The organism is Sphingomonas suaedae (assembly GCF_007833215.1).
Lineage (GTDB): Bacteria > Pseudomonadota > Alphaproteobacteria > Sphingomonadales > Sphingomonadaceae > Sphingomonas > Sphingomonas suaedae.
The window spans coordinates 299,806-316,307 of the sequence record NZ_CP042239.1 but is presented as its reverse complement, the minus strand read 5'-3'; the positions used below and the strand labels follow the sequence as shown (position 1 = coordinate 316,307).

The 16,502-nt window shown below is 66.4% G+C and carries 16 protein-coding genes; 13 read left to right on the top strand and 3 right to left on the bottom strand.

Annotated features, from left to right (window positions below):
* Positions 1-42 precede the first annotated feature (42 nt).
* Complete coding sequence (locus FPZ54_RS01580) at positions 43-795, bottom strand: alpha/beta fold hydrolase (protein WP_145844487.1); 753 nt, start codon at positions 793-795, stop codon at positions 43-45.
* Between the two features lie 125 nt (positions 796-920).
* Here FPZ54_RS01580 and FPZ54_RS01575 point away from each other — a divergent pair, with 125 nt between their 5' ends.
* From FPZ54_RS01575 to FPZ54_RS01560, 4 genes are all read left to right on the top strand, one after another.
* Complete coding sequence (locus FPZ54_RS01575) at positions 921-1,367, top strand: MarR family winged helix-turn-helix transcriptional regulator (RefSeq protein ID WP_145844485.1); 447 nt, start codon at positions 921-923, stop codon at positions 1,365-1,367.
* Positions 1,360-2,421 (top strand): HlyD family secretion protein, encoded by a 1,062-nt coding sequence (locus FPZ54_RS01570; protein ID WP_145844483.1) that lies wholly within the window; start codon positions 1,360-1,362, stop codon positions 2,419-2,421. Before FPZ54_RS01575 ends, FPZ54_RS01570 begins: the two co-directional genes overlap by 8 nt.
* Before the next feature lies 1 nt (position 2,422).
* Entirely contained in the window at positions 2,423-4,006 is a 1,584-nt protein-coding gene (locus FPZ54_RS01565; protein ID WP_277872308.1) for a DHA2 family efflux MFS transporter permease subunit, read from the top strand.
* Positions 4,007-4,069: 63 nt separating this feature from the next.
* Positions 4,070-6,028: a methyl-accepting chemotaxis protein gene (locus FPZ54_RS01560; RefSeq protein WP_145844482.1), complete on the top strand. Its 1,959-nt coding sequence runs from the start codon at positions 4,070-4,072 to the stop codon at positions 6,026-6,028.
* Between the two features lie 75 nt (positions 6,029-6,103).
* Here FPZ54_RS01560 and FPZ54_RS01555 read toward each other — a convergent pair whose 3' ends face one another.
* Complete coding sequence (locus tag FPZ54_RS01555; protein WP_145844480.1) at positions 6,104-7,129, bottom strand: aspartate-semialdehyde dehydrogenase; 1,026 nt, start codon at positions 7,127-7,129, stop codon at positions 6,104-6,106.
* Positions 7,130-7,450: 321 nt separating this feature from the next.
* Here FPZ54_RS01555 and FPZ54_RS01550 point away from each other — a divergent pair, with 321 nt between their 5' ends.
* The 9 genes from FPZ54_RS01550 to FPZ54_RS01510 all read left to right on the top strand — a co-directional run bounded on the left by FPZ54_RS01550 (position 7,451) and on the right by FPZ54_RS01510 (position 15,867).
* Complete coding sequence (locus tag FPZ54_RS01550; protein WP_422396554.1) at positions 7,451-8,425, top strand: alpha/beta hydrolase; 975 nt, start codon at positions 7,451-7,453, stop codon at positions 8,423-8,425.
* A complete protein-coding gene (locus FPZ54_RS01545) occupies positions 8,422-8,913 on the top strand; it encodes an RNA pyrophosphohydrolase (protein WP_145844477.1) in 492 nt (163 codons plus the stop codon). The genes FPZ54_RS01550 and FPZ54_RS01545 overlap by 4 nt, the downstream gene beginning before the upstream one ends.
* A gap of 50 nt (positions 8,914-8,963) precedes the next feature.
* Positions 8,964-9,896, top strand: a complete 933-nt coding sequence (locus FPZ54_RS01540) for a DUF481 domain-containing protein (protein ID WP_145844476.1) — start codon at positions 8,964-8,966, stop codon at positions 9,894-9,896.
* 92 nt (positions 9,897-9,988) lie between these two features.
* Positions 9,989-10,654 carry an SEL1-like repeat protein gene (locus FPZ54_RS01535; protein ID WP_145844474.1) on the top strand — a complete coding sequence of 222 codons (666 nt, stop codon included), beginning with the start codon at positions 9,989-9,991 and terminating at the stop codon, positions 10,652-10,654.
* Positions 10,655-10,778: 124 nt separating this feature from the next.
* Positions 10,779-11,984, top strand: a complete 1,206-nt coding sequence (locus FPZ54_RS01530) for a hydrolase (RefSeq protein WP_145844473.1) — start codon at positions 10,779-10,781, stop codon at positions 11,982-11,984.
* Positions 11,981-12,991: an arginine N-succinyltransferase gene (locus FPZ54_RS01525; protein WP_145844471.1), complete on the top strand. Its 1,011-nt coding sequence runs from the start codon at positions 11,981-11,983 to the stop codon at positions 12,989-12,991. Before FPZ54_RS01530 ends, FPZ54_RS01525 begins: the two co-directional genes overlap by 4 nt.
* Complete coding sequence (locus FPZ54_RS01520; RefSeq protein WP_145844470.1) at positions 12,978-14,234, top strand: N-succinylarginine dihydrolase; 1,257 nt, start codon at positions 12,978-12,980, stop codon at positions 14,232-14,234. Before FPZ54_RS01525 ends, FPZ54_RS01520 begins: the two co-directional genes overlap by 14 nt.
* Before the next feature lie 64 nt (positions 14,235-14,298).
* The gene (locus FPZ54_RS01515; protein ID WP_145844469.1) at positions 14,299-14,514 is read left to right on the top strand and encodes a hypothetical protein; all 216 of its coding nucleotides are present in this window, start codon (positions 14,299-14,301) and stop codon (positions 14,512-14,514) included.
* A 45-nt stretch (positions 14,515-14,559) separates the two neighbouring features.
* Positions 14,560-15,867, top strand: coding sequence for a sensor histidine kinase (locus FPZ54_RS01510; RefSeq protein ID WP_145844467.1), 1,308 nt, complete (start codon positions 14,560-14,562; stop codon positions 15,865-15,867).
* A 152-nt stretch (positions 15,868-16,019) separates the two neighbouring features.
* Here the strand turns inward: FPZ54_RS01510 and FPZ54_RS01505 are convergent, their stop codons facing one another.
* A complete protein-coding gene (locus FPZ54_RS01505; protein ID WP_239019669.1) occupies positions 16,020-16,502 on the bottom strand; it encodes an FKBP-type peptidyl-prolyl cis-trans isomerase in 483 nt (160 codons plus the stop codon).

Genomic DNA, 16,502 nt, shown 5'->3' with positions numbered 1-16,502 from the left:
TCTCTATGGATGGCGCCAGACTGCGCCCGCCCCCGGACGGGGTCAAGCCGTCAGAAATGTTACGATCGCATCGCCCAGTTCGGCCCGCGTCACCGCACTCATATGATTGCCGGGGATCGACACCAGCCGCGCATCGGGCAGCATCGCGGCCAGCCCCTCGAACGAACCGACCTCGTCGTCCTCCTCGCCCGCGACGATCAGCACCGGCTGGTCGATCTTCGCGACATCCTCGCGTGGCGTATCGACAAAGGTGTCGAGGATGCCGAGCAGCGCCTTGGGGTCACCGCCGGTGGTCTTGAGGAACGCCTGGGCCATGAACTCGCGGTCGCCATGCTTGAAGCTGCCGAAATGGGTCAGGACGTTGCGGAAATAGCCTGCCCGGCGGCCGGTATCGACCACCCCCTCGTCGCCCAGCCCGGACAGGATCACCCGGCGCGGCGCTGCTGCAATGCCGCGCGCCAGCACGCGCACCGTCGTCCGCGCGCCCAGCGAATAGCCGCCCAGATCGTAATCGGTGAGTTCGAGATGCGCGATCAGCGCCTCCGCATCCTGCGCCAGCGCGTCCGGCGGATAGGCGGACGGATCATGGGGTCGCGCGCTGTCCCCATGCGCGCGCAAGTCGGGCATGATGACCCGGAACCCTGCTTCGGCCAGCCTCGCGGCGGTGCCATATTTGATCCAGTTGGTCTCCGCGTCGGAGAAAAAGCCGTGGATCAACACCACGGGCCGCCCCTCGCCCAGCTCCCGCCAGGTCAGGATTTCGCCATCGAATGTCGCAAAAGTATCGGTTTTCATCGGTGCGACAGATGCACCTTTTCATCCGGTGATAAAACCCCGGATGCTTGCCGTGCAATCGTCAAGTCGCAAAATGCAACTGATAAGGGTGGATATATATAAGCGTGCTTATTATATCGCTCGCCATGAACGAACCGCTTGGATTCTTGGTCGCCGATCTTGCCCGTCTGCTGCGACGCGATTTTGATCTGCGCGCGCGGGAAATTGGCGTGACCAATGCGCAGTGGCGCACGCTCAAGACGCTCGCAAGGCACGAGGGTAGCAATCAGGGCGCACTCGCCGAGCTGCTCGAAGTCGAACCGATCACGCTGGCGCGGATGCTCGACCGGCTCGAAGATGCCGGGCTGGTCGAGCGCCGTCGCGATCCCGCCGATCGACGCGCCTGGCGCATCCACCTGACCGATGCGGCCCAGCCGCTGATCGGCCAGCTGCGCGACATCGCGGACGAACTGGTCGAGGACGCGCTCGCGGGCATTTCCGAAGCGGACCGCGCGCAGATGCGCCGCACGCTGGACCGCGTCCGCACCAATCTGATCACCACGAACGACAATCAAGAGGCCGCCAATGGCTGACGCCGATCCCCGCATCGAAACCGACACCGCCGAGGCTGTGACCGAGGCCCCGCCGCGCAAGCGCAACTGGCTCCGTCCCCTGCTGATGTTCGGCGTGCCGCTCCTGCTGGTCGCTGCGGCGGGCGCATGGTGGGCGATGTCGGGCGGCACGGTGTCGACCGACAATGCCTATGTCCAGCAGGACAAGGTCTCGGTGGCGAGCGACGTTGCGGGCCGCATCGTCGAGGTCGCGGTGAAGGAGAATCAGCGCGTCAAGGCGGGCGACCTCCTCTTCCGCATCGATCCCGAACCCTATCGCATCGCGCTGGCCCAGGCCGATGCCGCAATCGCCAATGCGCAGGTCCAGGTGACGACGCTCCAGGCAAGCTATCAGGGTACCGGCGCCGACATTCAGGCGGCGCGCGATCGCATCGCTTCCGCGCAAGAGGATTTCGCGCGACAGCAGGCGCTGATGCAGCGTGGCTTCACGACCCGCGCCCGGTTTGAACAGGCGCAACACGCCGTCGAACAGGCCCGCGCCAGCTATCAGAGCGCAGTGGCAAGCGCCGAAGAAGCACGCGCGAAGCTGTCGAGCGGCAGTGCGGTTCCCGGGGTCAACCCCGCCATCGCCGCTGCCCGTGCCCAGCGCGAAAAGGCGCTGCTCGACCTCGAACGCACCGCGCGCCGCGCGCCGGTGGACGGCGTGATCAGCCAGTCCGACCGGCTCCAGGTCGGCCAGATGATGATGTCGGGCCTCCCTGCGGTCACCATCGTCCGCTCGGGCGGGTCGTGGGTCGAGGCGAATTTCAAGGAAACCGACCTTGCTGACATGCGCGTCGGCCAGCCCGCCGAAATCAGCTTCGACGCCTATCCGGGCCTCAAGCTCAAAGGCCATGTCGCGTCGATCGGCGCAGGCACCGGCAGCGAATTCTCCGTCCTCCCGGCACAGAATGCCAACGGCAACTGGGTCAAGGTGACCCAGCGCGTCCCCGTCCGCATCGCCATCGACGAGGCGAGCCCCCGCCAGTTGATCGCCGGCCTGTCCGCCGACGTCACGGTGACCACGGACGAGTAACTTGGCCACCGCCGCCGCCAATCCTGCTGCCGAACGCCCCGCCCCGCCGCCTGCCGACGGCGCGGCGCTGCCGGTGCAGCACAAGGGGTTGCTGACCATCGGCGTCATGCTGGCGACGATCATGCAGATCCTCGACACGACGATCGCAAATGTCGCGCTGCCGCACATGCAGACCGCGCTCGGCGCGACGGCGGATACGATCACCTGGGTACTGACCAGCTATATCGTCGCCTCGGCCATCGCGATCCCGATCACCGGCTGGGTGTCCGACCGGATCGGCTCGCGCAACCTGTTTCTGATTTCGATCGTCGGCTTCATCATCGCCTCGGCACTATGCGGCGCGGCGCAGAATCTCGAGGAAATGGTGCTGTTCCGCGTGCTTCAGGGCATCGCGGCGGCATTCATGAACCCGCTCAGCCAAACGGTGATGCTCGACATCAACCGCCCGCAGGATCAGCAAAAGGCGATGGCGGTGTGGGGCATGGGCATCATGATTGGCCCGATCCTGGGGCCGGTGCTGGGCGGCTGGCTGACCGAGAATTTCAACTGGCGCTGGGTGTTTTACGTCAACCTGCCGCTGGGCGTGATCTGCCTCGCGATCCTGTGGTGGCTGCTGCCCAGCCGCCCGATCCGCAAGCGCGGGTTCGACCTGTTCGGCTTTTCGTTGCTCGCCATCGGCATCGGCGCGCTTCAGCTCATGCTCGACCGCGGACAGGGCGAGGACTGGTTCTCCTCCCCGGAAATCTGGGTCGAAACATTGGCCGCCATGATCGCGCTGTGGATGTTCGCCGTCCATATGGCGCTCGGCAGGAACCCGATGTTCGAGCGCAGCCTGTGGAAGAACCGTAACCTCGTCACCGCGCTTGCCTTCATGCAGGTGGTCGGTGTGGTGATGATGGCCACCATGGCGCTGCTCCCGCCGATGCTCCAGACGCTCTACGGCTATCCGGTGATCGACACCGGCCTGCTGCTGATGCCGCGCGGCGTCGGCGTGCTGGTGACGATGGGGATATCGGCACGGCTCGTCGCGCGTGGCGTCGATCCGCGGCTTCTGGTCGGCACCGGCTTCGCGCTCGCCGCCTGGTCGCTGTGGGACATGACGCAATGGACGCTGACCATGGGATCGATGCCGTTCATTGTCTCCGGTCTCGTCCAGGGGCTGGGCATGGGTCTCATCTTCATGCCGCTCAACGGCATGGCCTTCGCCACCCTGCCCCCGCAGCAGCGGACCGAGGCGGCGAGCCTGCTCAACCTGTCGCGCAACATCGGCGCGTCGATCGGCATCTCGCTGGTCACGACGATCCTCGCGCGCAGCACGCAGGTCAGTCATTCCGACCTCGCCCAGCACATCACCGCCGAGCGCTTTCAGACGCTCGACCCCGGGCTGCTCGCCAATCTCGGCGGTTCGACCGACTCGATCCTCGCCATGGCGAATGCCGAAGTCACGCGTCAGGCGGCAATGATCGCCTATCTCAACGATTTTCACGCGATGATGATCGTCACGATGCTCGCGATCCCGCTTGTCGTATTCCTCAAGCGCCCCCGGGCGCAGATCGCGAATGATCCCGCCGCGGCGGGCCACTGACGACCGGACGGTCCGCCTCGGTCCTATAGTTGACCCAGCCAGATTGTTTCCCGGGGTCGATTCATGTTCAGCCGTCTCAAGCTTGCGACGAAGATCACGCTGCTGTCCTGCCTTGCGATGCTCGCGCTGGCCGCGTCGCTGGTGATGGTGACGCAATGGGCGCTCAACCAGGACATGCAGAAGCGCGCCGCCGAGCGGCAGGAAACCAATATGGGCGTCGCGCGCGAGGTGCTCGGCCGTTATGGCAAGACCTTCGCGGTCGACGGCGACCGCCTGCTGCTCGACGGACGCCCGCTCAACGGGTTCAACGCCCCGGTCGACCGGGTCAAGCAACTGGTGGGCGGGACTGCGACGATCTTTCTCGGCGATACCCGCATCGCGACCAACGTGATGAAGGACGACGGCAGCCGCGCCGTCGGGACGAAGCTGGCCCCCGGCCCGGTCTTCGACGCGGTACTGCGCGACGGCAAGCCCTATCGCGGACAGGCGGACATCCTCGGCAAGAGCTATTTCACCGCCTATGATCCGATCCGCGACGCGTCGGGCAAGACGGTCGGCGTCCTGTATGTCGGCATTCCGGTGGAGGATGTGGCCGGCAACGCCTCGGGCCTCCTGCTCATCCTTGAAGAACTCGGGCTCGCCGCGCTGCTGATCGGATGCGCCGTCCAGTTCGTCATCAGCCGCCGCCTGTTCGCGCCGATCACGGCGATGATCGGCACCATGCGCCGCCTGGCCGACGGCGATACCAATTCGGAAATCGTCGGCAGCCATCGCGCGGACGAGATCGGCGAAATGGCCCGCGCGCTGGCAGTGCTTCAGGAGGCGTCGGCTGCGCGTGCGGCGGCCGAGGCGGAGATCGCGCGCAACAAGGATGCGCTGGACAAGGTCGTCCGCGCGCTCGGCGACGGGTTGAAGCGCGTGGCTCAGGGTAAGCTGACCCATGGTATCGATGCCGAATTCGATCCGCAATATGCCGCCCTGCGCGCCGATTTCAACGCGACGGTCGTGGCGCTGCAGGAACTGGTCGGGGCGGTGATCGAATCGACCGTGGCGATCAAGGCGGGCACCGGCGAAATCTCGAGCGCCACCGACGACCTCGCCCGCCGTTCGGAAAGCAATGCCGCGAGCATCGAGGAAACCACGGCGGCGATCACGCAGATCAATACCCGGCTGGAAGCCATGGCCCGCGCCGCGCGCGACGTGGTGGCCCGCGCCGAAGAGGCAAGCAGCGTCGTCGAGGATGGTCGAAATACCGCCGAACATGCCGTCGCCACGATGGGCCGCGTCAGCGACAGCGCACGCGGCATCGATGGCGTGATCGAGGGGCTGGACAAGATCGCCTTCCAGACCCGCGTCCTTGCGATGAACGCGGCGGTCGAGGCCGGTCGCGCTGGTGAGGCCGGTCGCGGCTTCGCGGTCGTCGCCGATCTCGTATCGGCGCTGGCGATGCGCGCCGAGGAAGAGGCGAAGCGCGCGCGCGAACAGCTGACCCTGACGCAGGACGAGGTCGCCGTCGCGGTCGAAGCCGTACGCAGCGTCGACGGCGCGCTCGCGCGCATCGTCGAGACGGTGGGCAGCGTCAACGGCCTTGTCGGCACGATGGCGGCCGACAACGGCTCTCAGTCTGCGGCGATGACCGAGATTGCCGCCGCGGTCGGCACCATGGACCATTCGACGCAGCAGAATGCGGCGATGATCGAGGAAACGTCCGCCGCCGCACGCGGCCTGCTCGCCCAGGTCAACGCGCTGGCCGATCAGGCATCGCGCTTCGATGCAGGACCCCGGGCTCCCATTTCGGCGCAGCGGGCCTCCGCAGGGGCCCCCGCCCCGGTTGCGTCGCCGACGGTCGCGGCCGAGCCGCTCCAGCAGCCTCCCTCGCGCCCTAAGCCCGTGCGGGCGAAGGCCAAGCCTGCATCGGGACCGAAGACCGCCCCGCTGGTTCGCCCGACGCTCCCGGTCGCCGCCAACGGCAACGGCGCCGTCCCGGCCGCAGCGGCGATGGACGATTGGGACGAATTCTGATCCCGGCGTAGAGGGCCAGGCGGGCCGCGACGGCCCCGAGCGCGCGGCATCGCGACGCCGGGGCCCCGCGGCCGGTCAGCCCTTTTTCAGATGCCGCCGCCCGAGCAGTTCCGCGATCTGCACCGCATTGAGCGCCGCGCCCTTGCGGAGGTTATCGCTGACGCACCAGAAGGCGAGGCCGTTCTCCACCGTCGAATCGTCGCGTACCCGGCTGACGAAGGTCGCATAATCGCCGACGCATTCGACTGGCGTGACATATCCGCCATCCTCGCGCTTATCGACCAGCATGATCCCCGGCGCCTCGCGCAGGATGCTCTGCGCGTCCTCGGCCGACAGTTCGCGCTCCAGCTCGACATTCACCGACTCGCTATGTCCGACGAACACCGGCACGCGGACACAGGTCGCGACGACCTTCACCTTGGGGTCGAGGATCTTCTTGGTCTCCACCACCATCTTCCACTCTTCCTTGGTGGACCCGTCCTCCAGGAAGACGTCGATGTGCGGGATCACGTTGAACGCGATCTGCTTGGTGAACTTCTTCGCCTCCGCGCTGTCGCCGACGAAGATGTTGCGCGACTGTTCGAACAGCTCGTCCATGCCCGCCTTGCCCGCACCGGATACCGACTGATAGGTCGACACGACGACGCGCTTGACCGTCGCGGCATCGTGCAGCGGCTTCAGCGCCACCACCATCTGCGCGGTCGAGCAATTGGGATTGGCGATGATGTTCTTGACCTTGTAGCCGTCGATCGCCTCGGGATTCACCTCCGGCACGATCAGCGGCACATCGGGGTCCATGCGATAGAGTGAGCTGTTGTCGATCACGGTGCAGCCAGCCGCGGCAAAGCGCGGCGCGTGCACCTTGGTCGCATCGCTGCCGATCGCGAACAGCGCCATATCCCAGCCGGTGGGATCGAAATGCTCGATATTCTGGATCTTGTACTGCTTCCCGGTCTCACCGAAATCGACCATGTCGCCGGTCGAGCGTGCGCTGGCCAGCACCGCCAGTTCGTCGATCGGAAATTCGCGCTCGGCCAGAATGGCGAGCATCTCGCGCCCGACATTGCCGGTGGCGCCTGCGACTACGACTCGGTAACCCATCAAAGATCCTTTCATGCGGTCAAGCCGCCCGGAATAGGGGCAGCGACATAATCCTGTTTCGATTGGAAGTCAGCGTCCCCAACGGGGCATTGCTGGAATTGTTTCGCGGCCGATACCCGGACTCGCGCGATCGACCGTCAGCGGCGGGTCGCGGTCCGGGTGGTGATAATGGCCCGTTTTCGAAACATGGTGGCGCCCTAGCAGTTCCGTTACGCAAGTGACAGGATAATTCTTCTTTCCTTGCGCGAAGGGCGGCGTTGCACGGTGGACGCTCGGCTCCGCGCTGGCCTATGACACCCGCGAATGAGAGGAGACCCGAACTTGGCCGACCATTTCGTCCGTCCCGACGCCCGCGCCTTTCTCGACATGCTTGCGGCGATGCCCCAGCCGGAATGGCCGCCTCAGCCAGAGGTGTATCGCGCGCAATATCAGGCGATGAAGGACATGGTCGACCTGCCCGTCGGCGATCTCGCCACGATCCGCGACCTCACGATCCCCGGCCCGGCGGGTCCCATCCCCGCACGGTTGTTCGACGTACGTGAGAGCCGTGAGCCCGGCCCGGTCGTCCTGTTCTTCCACGGCGGCGGCTTCGTCATCGGCAATATCGACAGCCATGCGAGCTTCACCGCAGAGATGAGCCGCGTGCTCGACCTGCCCGTGGTGTCGGTCGACTATCGCCTCGCCCCCGAACATCCCTGGCCAGCAGCATCCGATGATTGCGAGACGGCGGCGCGCTGGGTCGCCTCCAACCCGCCCGAACTTGGCCGCGTCGCGACCGGCATTGCTCTCGCCGGGGACAGTGCGGGCGGCCAGATCGCCGCGGTCGCCGCGATCGACCTGCGCGATGCGCCTGCGGACGTCCCCGTCATCGCCCAGCTGCTGATCTATCCTGCCACCGATTTCAGCGGCGATTATCCTTCCGCCGACCATTTCGCCGAAGGCTATCTGCTCACCGCAAAGGGCATGGCCTGGTTCAACGAATGCTATGCGGCTGACATCGACCATCACCGCGCCTCGCCGCTGCGGTGCGAGACGCTGGAGGGTCTTCCCCCCGCCGTCATATTGACCGCCAGTCTGGACCCGATCCGGGACCAGGGTCGCGCCTATGCCGGGGCCTTGATCGCCGCAGGCGTTCCGGTCGTCTATCGCGAGGCGGTGGGCAATATCCACGGCTTCATCACCCTGCGCCGCGCCATCCCGTCCGGGCAGGGCGATGTCGCCGGGATGCTGGTGGCGTTCAAGACCGTGCTCGTCGAAGCCGAAGCCAACCGCGTGATGGTGCAGGCGGCGGCGTGATCGACCGCAATGCCCTTCCCTACCGCCCCTGCGCCGGGGTGGTTTTGCTCAACCGCGACGGCATGGTCTTTGTCGGCCAGCGGCTCGATTCGACGCTGGAGGCTTGGCAGATGCCCCAGGGTGGGATCGACCCCGGCGAGGACCCGCTCGAGGCCGCCTATCGCGAATTGTGGGAGGAGACCGGCGTCGTCCGCGACGCGGTCGAACTGGTCGCCGCACCCGATGAGGAACTGGAATATGACCTGCCCGACGATCTGCTGGGCAAGGTGTGGAAGGGCAAATGGCGCGGCCAGCGCCAGCGCTGGTTCCTCTTCCGCCTCACCGCCGGGGACGATGCGATCGATATCCAGACGGCCGAACCCGAATTTCGCGCCTGGCGCTGGCTCGACCCGCGTGACCTTCCCGACGTGATCGTCCCGTTCAAGCGCGACCTGTACGCCCGGCTGCTCGAAATCTTCGCCGAACCGCTCGGGCTGGATGCGCGATGATGCGGTGCAACACTCGATTCATGAAGCAAAATTGAGTAGGGAACAGTCCCATGCGTTTCCTCCCTTTGTGCCTCGCCCCGCTGCTGCTCGCCAATGCGGAAGCCCCCGCGCCCCAGCAGGCGCCCGAACAGGAAGCACCAACCTCGGTCGAACGGTCGTCCGAGGTGAAGGCGATGCTCGAGGCCGCGATGAAGGCGGGGGACGAGGCCGGGGTCAATGCGATCGTCAAATATGCCAAGGCCGCCGACAAGGAACGCGCCGCGCAGTTCGAAAAGGCCGCCGCCAACTGGAAGCGCGAACGGCGCGAGGCTGCCGAACGCCGCATTCGCGAGGCGAAGTTCCTCGAGCTGGTCAAGGGCCGCGCGGAAGTCGGTGGCTATGTCACCACCGGCAACACCGAAACGGTCGGCCTGACCGGCGTGCTCGACGTCAAGCGTGAGGCGCTGCGCTGGCGGCACAAATTGCGGCTTCAGGCGGACTATCAGGAAAGCCTCGGCCAGACCGTACGCGAACGCTACCTCGCCGCCTACGAACCGAATTTCAAGATCGACGACCGCGCCTATGTCTATGGCGCGGCGCAATATGAAAGCGACCGGTTCCTCGGCTATTACGACCGCGTCTCCGTCTCGGCCGGGGCGGGCTATACCGCGATCAAGTCGTCCGCGGTGAAGCTGGACCTCGAACTCGGTCCGGCATTCCGCCACACCGCGTTCACCGACGACACCATCGAGCGCAATGTCGCGGCGCGCGGCAAGCTCGACCTCGACTGGAAGCTGAGCAAGGGCGTGACGTTCAGCCAGGACGCCTCCGCCTATCTCCAGGACGCGAACAGCACCGTCCAGGGCAAGACCGCCCTGCGCGTCAAGCTGTTCGGGCCGTTCTCGACACAGATGTCCTATGCGGTGAATTACGAAAGCATGCCGCCGGTGGGGCGCAAGACGACCGATACCACGACGCGGGCATCGCTGCTGGTCGATTTCTGAGGGGCGGCGGACTGTTTGTCACTTGCTCGACGAATCGCTAACCCGTTCGGCAAGGCTGACGGTCGCTGTCCGACTGTCGCGGAGGTAAGCAGATGCCCGGCTGTCGGTTTTGCGCACGGCTCCGCAACCGAGTTTGCGAGGATTGTGAACGCGCCTTTTATACCGCGCTTTCAACGGCGACCGAGGATTGGGAAACGAACTTCACCGCCGATGGTGGTTTTTGGCCCGATGAGACTGAACAAAACCAGACGCTGATCGACCGCGCCAAAACGCTTCGGCAAACCGATCCAGACGCGGCGCTAAAGCTCTACATAGAAGCAGCAGATGCTGGCTCTCCATTGGCTTCGGAGACGGTCGGTTGGCACTACTCGACTGGCACTTCGGTCGCGGTGGATCGGGCCGTGGCGGGCGGCTATTATTATCGCGCCGCCTGCGCCGGTTCCTGGCGTGCGACGATCTACTATGCCGGAATTCTCGAGGTTGAGGGCTATCCAGATCATGTCGAGCAGGTCTTGAAGGACGGGATGGTAGCGGATTTCGTGCCCTCGTTCTTTTGGCTCGCATGGTTTCGTTTCCGCCGCGGGCCGAAGCCAGGCATGTACCGCGAAGTCGGGCCGTGGATGGAATATGCCGCCGCTAGGGGGCATCCATGGGCAGAATTCGCGCTCGCACGATGGATGGCGCGTGGAAAACTGGGGATCCGCAATATCCCGCGCGGATTGCGACAATACTTCGCAGTCTATCAACGCTTCCTGTGAGAGCCCGGCGAACGGAGCTTGCGCCCAAGGGTCCAATTCCACTCCTTCCCTCCAGCTGGCTGCATCCGATACTTTCTCGCCACCGGGGGTTCACCCGCCGCATTTCCCCCGATACACCCGCGCCATGGGTCTTACCGCGATCGAAACCGCCGCCGTCGAACACGCCCGCGCCGCACCCATGCTGGCGCAGGTCGAGCGCTGGGTCGCGGTCAACAGCGGCACGCGCAACCTTGACGGCCTCGCGACGATGGCGGGGTTGCTCGCCGATGCATTCGCCGCGCTGCCGGGCGATCTGACGCTGATCGACCCCGCGCCGGTCGAAACCGTCGACGGCAGCGGCACCGTCCAGTCGATCGCCCATGGCCGCCATCTCCACCTGCGCGTGCGCCCGGACGCACCCGTCCAGATGCTGTTCACCGGCCATATGGACACGGTGTTCCCCGCCGATCATCCGTTCCAGACCGCATCATGGCTTCCCGACGGCAGCCTCAATGCGCCGGGTGGCGCGGACATGAAGGGCGGACTGTCGCTGATGCTCGCCGCGCTGCGCGCGGTCGAGGCGACCCCGGCGGCGGCGCGCTTCGGCTATGAAGTCGTCATCAACTCGGACGAAGAAACCGGCTCCTTCGCCTCGGCCGCGCTGATCGAGCGGGCCGCGAAGGGCAAGGTCGCGGCGCTGACCTATGAGCCCGCGCTGCCCGACGGCACGCTGGCGGGCGCGCGCGGCGGCACCGGCAATTTCTCGATCGTCGTGCGCGGACGCAGCGCCCATGCCGGCCGCAATCCGCGCGACGGGCGCAATGCGATCGTCGCCGCAGCCGACCTGGCGGTGCGACTGTCGCAACTCATGACCGACGACCTCTCGGTCAATCCCGCGCGGATCGAGGGCGGCGGCCCGAACAATGTCGTTCCCGACCTCGCCATCCTGCGCGTCAATTTCCGCCCCGCCTCGCCCGATGCCATCGAACGGGCAGGTGCGGCGGTGCAGGCCCTCGCCGCAGAAATCGCCGCCGCACACGATGTGTCGGTCCATGTCCATGGCGGCTTCAACCGCCCGCCAAAGCCGCTCGACCCCGGCGCCGAGCGCTTGTTCGGACTGGTCAAACAGGCCGGCGCGGATCTCGCCATCCCCGTCGCGTGGAAGGCGACCGGCGGGGTGTGCGACGGCAACAACATCGCCGCCTGCGGCGTCCCCGTGGTCGACACGATGGGCGCACGCGGCGGCGCCATTCATTCGCAGGAGGAATTTCTGATCCCCGACAGCCTGCCCGAACGCGCCGCCCTGTCGGCGCTCACCATCCTGCGCATCATCGAAAAGGGCGGGGTATGAGTTTCGTCATCCGCCCCGCCCGCGCCGACGATCTTCAGCATCTCTACGAGATGGCGAAGCTCACCGGCGGCGGCTTTACCAACCTCCCCCCCGAAAAACCGGCGCTGCAGGCCAAGCTGGAGCGCAGCGCCGAAGCATTCGCGCGCACCGACGACGCGATGAAGGACGAGCTCTTCGTCCTCGTTCTCGAAAATGCCGAAACCGGCGAGGTACGCGGCACCTGCCAGATCTTCACCCAGGTCGGCCAGCGCTGGCCCTTCTATTCCTATCGCCTCGGCACGGTGACCAAGCATAGCGAGGCGCTGAACCGCACCTTCCGCGCCGAAATCCTCAACCTCGTCAACGATCTGGAGGGGGCCAGCGAGGTCGGCGGGCTGTTCCTCCATCCCGGCGAGCGTGCCGGCGGCCTCGGCATGTTGCTCGCGCGCAGCCGCTACCTCTTCATCGCGATGCACCGCGCGCGCTTCGCCGACCGCATCCTCGCCGAACTGCGCGGGGTCATCGACGAGGCCGCGGGATCGCCTTTCTGGGATGGTGTCGCGGGCCGCTTCTTCGGAATGAGCTTCCAGCAGGCCGACGAGTTCAACGCCATCCATGGCAACCAGTTCATCGCCGATCTGATGCCCCGCCACCCGGTCTACACCGCGATGCTGCCCGAAAGCGCGCGCAGCGTCATCGGCGTCCCCCACCCCTCCGGCCGCGCGGCGATGCGGATGCTGGAGCATGAGGGGTTTGCCTTCGAAAATTACATCGACATTTTCGACGGCGGCCCGACCATGACCGCACGCACCGATCATGTGGTCACGATCCGCGATTGCCGCTCCAGTTCTGTGGTCGATCTCGCACCCGGCGGCGAACCGTGCATCGCCGCGCGCGGGCATCTGGCCGAGTTTCGCGCCTGCAATGCCCGAATCGCGACGATCGATGGCGGCGTGACGATCGATCCTGCGGGCGCCACTCTGCTCGGCGTCGAGCCGGGTCAGGATATTCGCCATGCCCCGCGTTGAGATCAACTTCGACGGCATCATCGGCCCCAGCCACAATTATGCGGGCCTCAGCCCCGGCAACCTCGCCGCCACGCGCAACCGCGGTACGGTGTCGCAACCGCGTGCCGCCGCATTGCAGGGCATCGCCAAGATGCGCGCCAACCTCGCGCTCGGGCTGCCCCAGGGCATATTGCTGCCCCATGCCCGCCCCGACCATCGCTGGCTCGACCGCCTCGCCACCCGCTATGCCGATGCAGCCCCCCATCTTCAGGCACAGGCACTGTCAGCCTCCGCGATGTGGGCCGCCAACGCCGCAACCGTCTCCCCCGCGCCCGACACCGCCGACGGCCGCTGCAACCTGACCGTCGCCAATCTGGTGACCATGCCCCACCGCAGCCATGAATGGCCCGAGACGCTGGCGCAGCTCCGCCTCGCCTTCGCCAGCGACGCCTTCCGCGTCCACGGCCCCGTCCCCGCCCCGTTCGGCGACGAAGGCGCGGCCAATCACATGCGCCTGGCCCCCGCACACGATGCGCCCGGCGTCGAGATCTTCGTCTATGGCGTTTCCGGCGGCCCCTTCCCCGCGCGCCAGCATCGCGAGGCGAGCGAAGCGGTCGCGCGCCGTCACGGCCTCGACCCGGCGCGCACCTTGTTCGTTCAGCAATCGGAAGAAGCCATCGCGGCAGGCGCTTTCCACAACGACGTCGTCGCGGTCGCCAATGGCCGCGTGCTGTTCGCGCACGAACAGGCATTTGCGGAAAGGAGCAAATTCTACACCGACCTCCGCCGCCTGATGCCCGAAGTCGAGATTGTCGAGGTTCCCGCCGCGCAAGTCAGCCTCGCCGACGCAATCAGCTCCTACCTGTTCAATGCCCAGCTGGTGACCTTGCCCGGCGGCGAGACCGGCCTGATCCTGCCGACCGAGGCGCGCGACACCCCCGCCGTCTGGACCTGGCTTCAGGGCCATGTCGCGGGCAACGGCCCGATCCGGCATCTGGAAGTAGTCGATGTCCGCCAGTCGATGGCCAATGGCGGCGGTCCCGCCTGTCTGCGCCTGCGCGTCGTCGCCGACCCGGCCGATATCGATCCCCGCTTCCTCGTTGACGCTGCAAAGCTCGACCGGATCGCCGCGGTGATCGAGGCGCATTGGCCGCAAAGCGTCGCCCTGGACGACATCGCCGATCCGGCATTTCTCGCCCGGATCGCCGCCGCGCGCACCGCACTGCTGGAGACGCTCGAAACTGTCGAGTTACTTGACAGTTAACCATAAGATTTAACGCGAAACCCGCCATTTCCGCCCTTGGCCCGGGACTTGCGTTAAGGCTATCATGATCTCGCGCATCAAACGCCTGTTCACCATCAAGACCCGGTTCGAGGCATTTCTCGTCATCTACGGCCTCGGTCTCGGCGCGGTCGAGCGTGGGACGCATTATCTGGAGCAATATCCGGGCTGGGGAGGATGGCTGCTGTTCGCCGCGTGCCCCATCGCGGTGTTCATGGCGGGCGCGCGGATCCTGGATTCGCTCGACGCCGGGATCGAATAGCTTTTTTCAGGGGGCCGTGGGGGCGGCCCGGGCGGGGAGACTGGGGTGCGGTTGTTTCGGGGAATGTTCACGGCACTGGCGGCACAAGCTGTGCTGGTAGTCGCGGTGCCGGGCGGGTTGCTGTTGTGGAATGCCTATACGACCAGCGCGCGGCTGATCGAAAATCGCGATGCCGAACATCTCGGCAGCTTTGCCGCGCTGGCCGGGGAATCGGCTGCCGCAGGCAAGCCCTTTCCGACGATCATCGCCGAACTCGACCGGCGTGACCCCACCATCCTTGGTGGTCGCGTCGCAATCGTCGGTACGGATGGTCGCCTGCTCGCTGGAACGAGCGCCGGCCCCGCGCGGATGGAACAGCCGGTCACCGCAAATGGCCGGCAGGTCGCAACCGCGCGCATCATCGCCCCGCCCCAGCTCACCGATCGCGACCGCATTCTGCTGCGCGACCATTATCTCGGCATCGGCGCGATCCTGGCGGGGGTGCTCGCGCTGCTGCTCGGCGCCGCCTACTGGTTTGCCGGGCGCTGGTCGCGGCCCCAGCGCGAATTGCTGCGCCTCAGCCAGGAGGTCGTCGATGGTGAGGGCGATATCCATTTCGACGAGAATGGCCCGCGCGAAACCGTCGCGACGATGCGCAACCTGCGCCGCGTCGCCAACCGCTTCGAACGGATCGAGACCGCGCGCCGCACCTGGCTGGTGATGATCGCCGAGGAACTGCGCGACCCCATCTCCGCGCTGGGCGAGCGGCTGGCGATGGTCGGCCAGCGGTTGTCGGGCGATCCGGAGCTTCAGTCGGCGCTGGAAACCGACCAGACCCGCCTCGCCCGGATCGCCGAAGACCTCCACGCGGTCGCGCTGGCGGATCTTGGTCGGCTGCCGCTGCGGTTCGCCGATGTCGATCCGCGCGCGCTGATCCACAATGCGATCTGGAGCCATGGCAAGATCGCCAGGGCGGCGGGCATCAGCCTCGAGACCAGCAATCTTCCCCCCTATACCATCCTGGTGAAATGGGACGGCGAACGGATCGAGCAATTGTTCGGCGCGCTGATCGAAAACAGTATGCGCTATGTCCCTGCAGGCGGGCGCATCGTGCTCGGCTTGGAAAGCCAGCGCGATGCCTGGCGGCTCATCGTCGACGACAATGCCCCCGGCATCGATGTCGAACTCGCCCAGCAGCTGTTCGAGCCATTCTATCGTGCCAATGCCGCCGACCTGCCCGGCGGATCGGGCCTCAGCCTCGCCACCGCCCGCGCGATCGTCGAGGGGCATCACGGCCGGATCGAGGCGAGCAACTCCCCGATCGGCGGCCTGCGCATCACCGTGATCCTCCCCGCCACGCCGCCGACGGCGTAGAGTTTGGTTCAGCAAAGCTGAACCATTGCGGCACCGGCCCACTTCCCCACCCGGCCACCCAATGAAAGTGTATTCTATGGGTGGCCGGGTGGGGGAGTGGGCTGGCGCCGTTCAGCGCAGCTGAATCTGACTCTAAGCGGTCGAACCGGGCCTCATTCGATCCCGAGCAGCTCGATCTTGAACATCAGCGTCGCGCCACCGGGGATCGGGCCCTTGCCCACCGGGCCATAGGCCTGGGCAGCGGGGACCGCGACCTCGATCGTGTCGCCCACACCCATCTGCGGCACCGCGACCTGCCAGCCCTTGATCAGTCGGCCCAGCGGGAAGGTTGCGGGCTCGCCGCGCTCGTACGAGCTGTCAAACGGCGTGCCGTCGATCAGCGTCCCGGCATAATGGAGAGTGACGGTGTCCGCGACCGTCGGGTGCTTGCCGGTGCCATCGCCCGCGATCCGCCGCCAGCGGATATTGCCGGGCAGCCCGCGCCACCCGTCCGCCGCCTTCAGCTGCGCGATCGCCAGCTGCTGCCGGTTATGCCAGGCCGCGTCCTGCGACCGCTCGGGCGCCTGCTGCGCAGCAACCGCGACCGCCACCATCGCGCCGCTCGCCGCGACGGCCATCCACATCGATTTACGCAT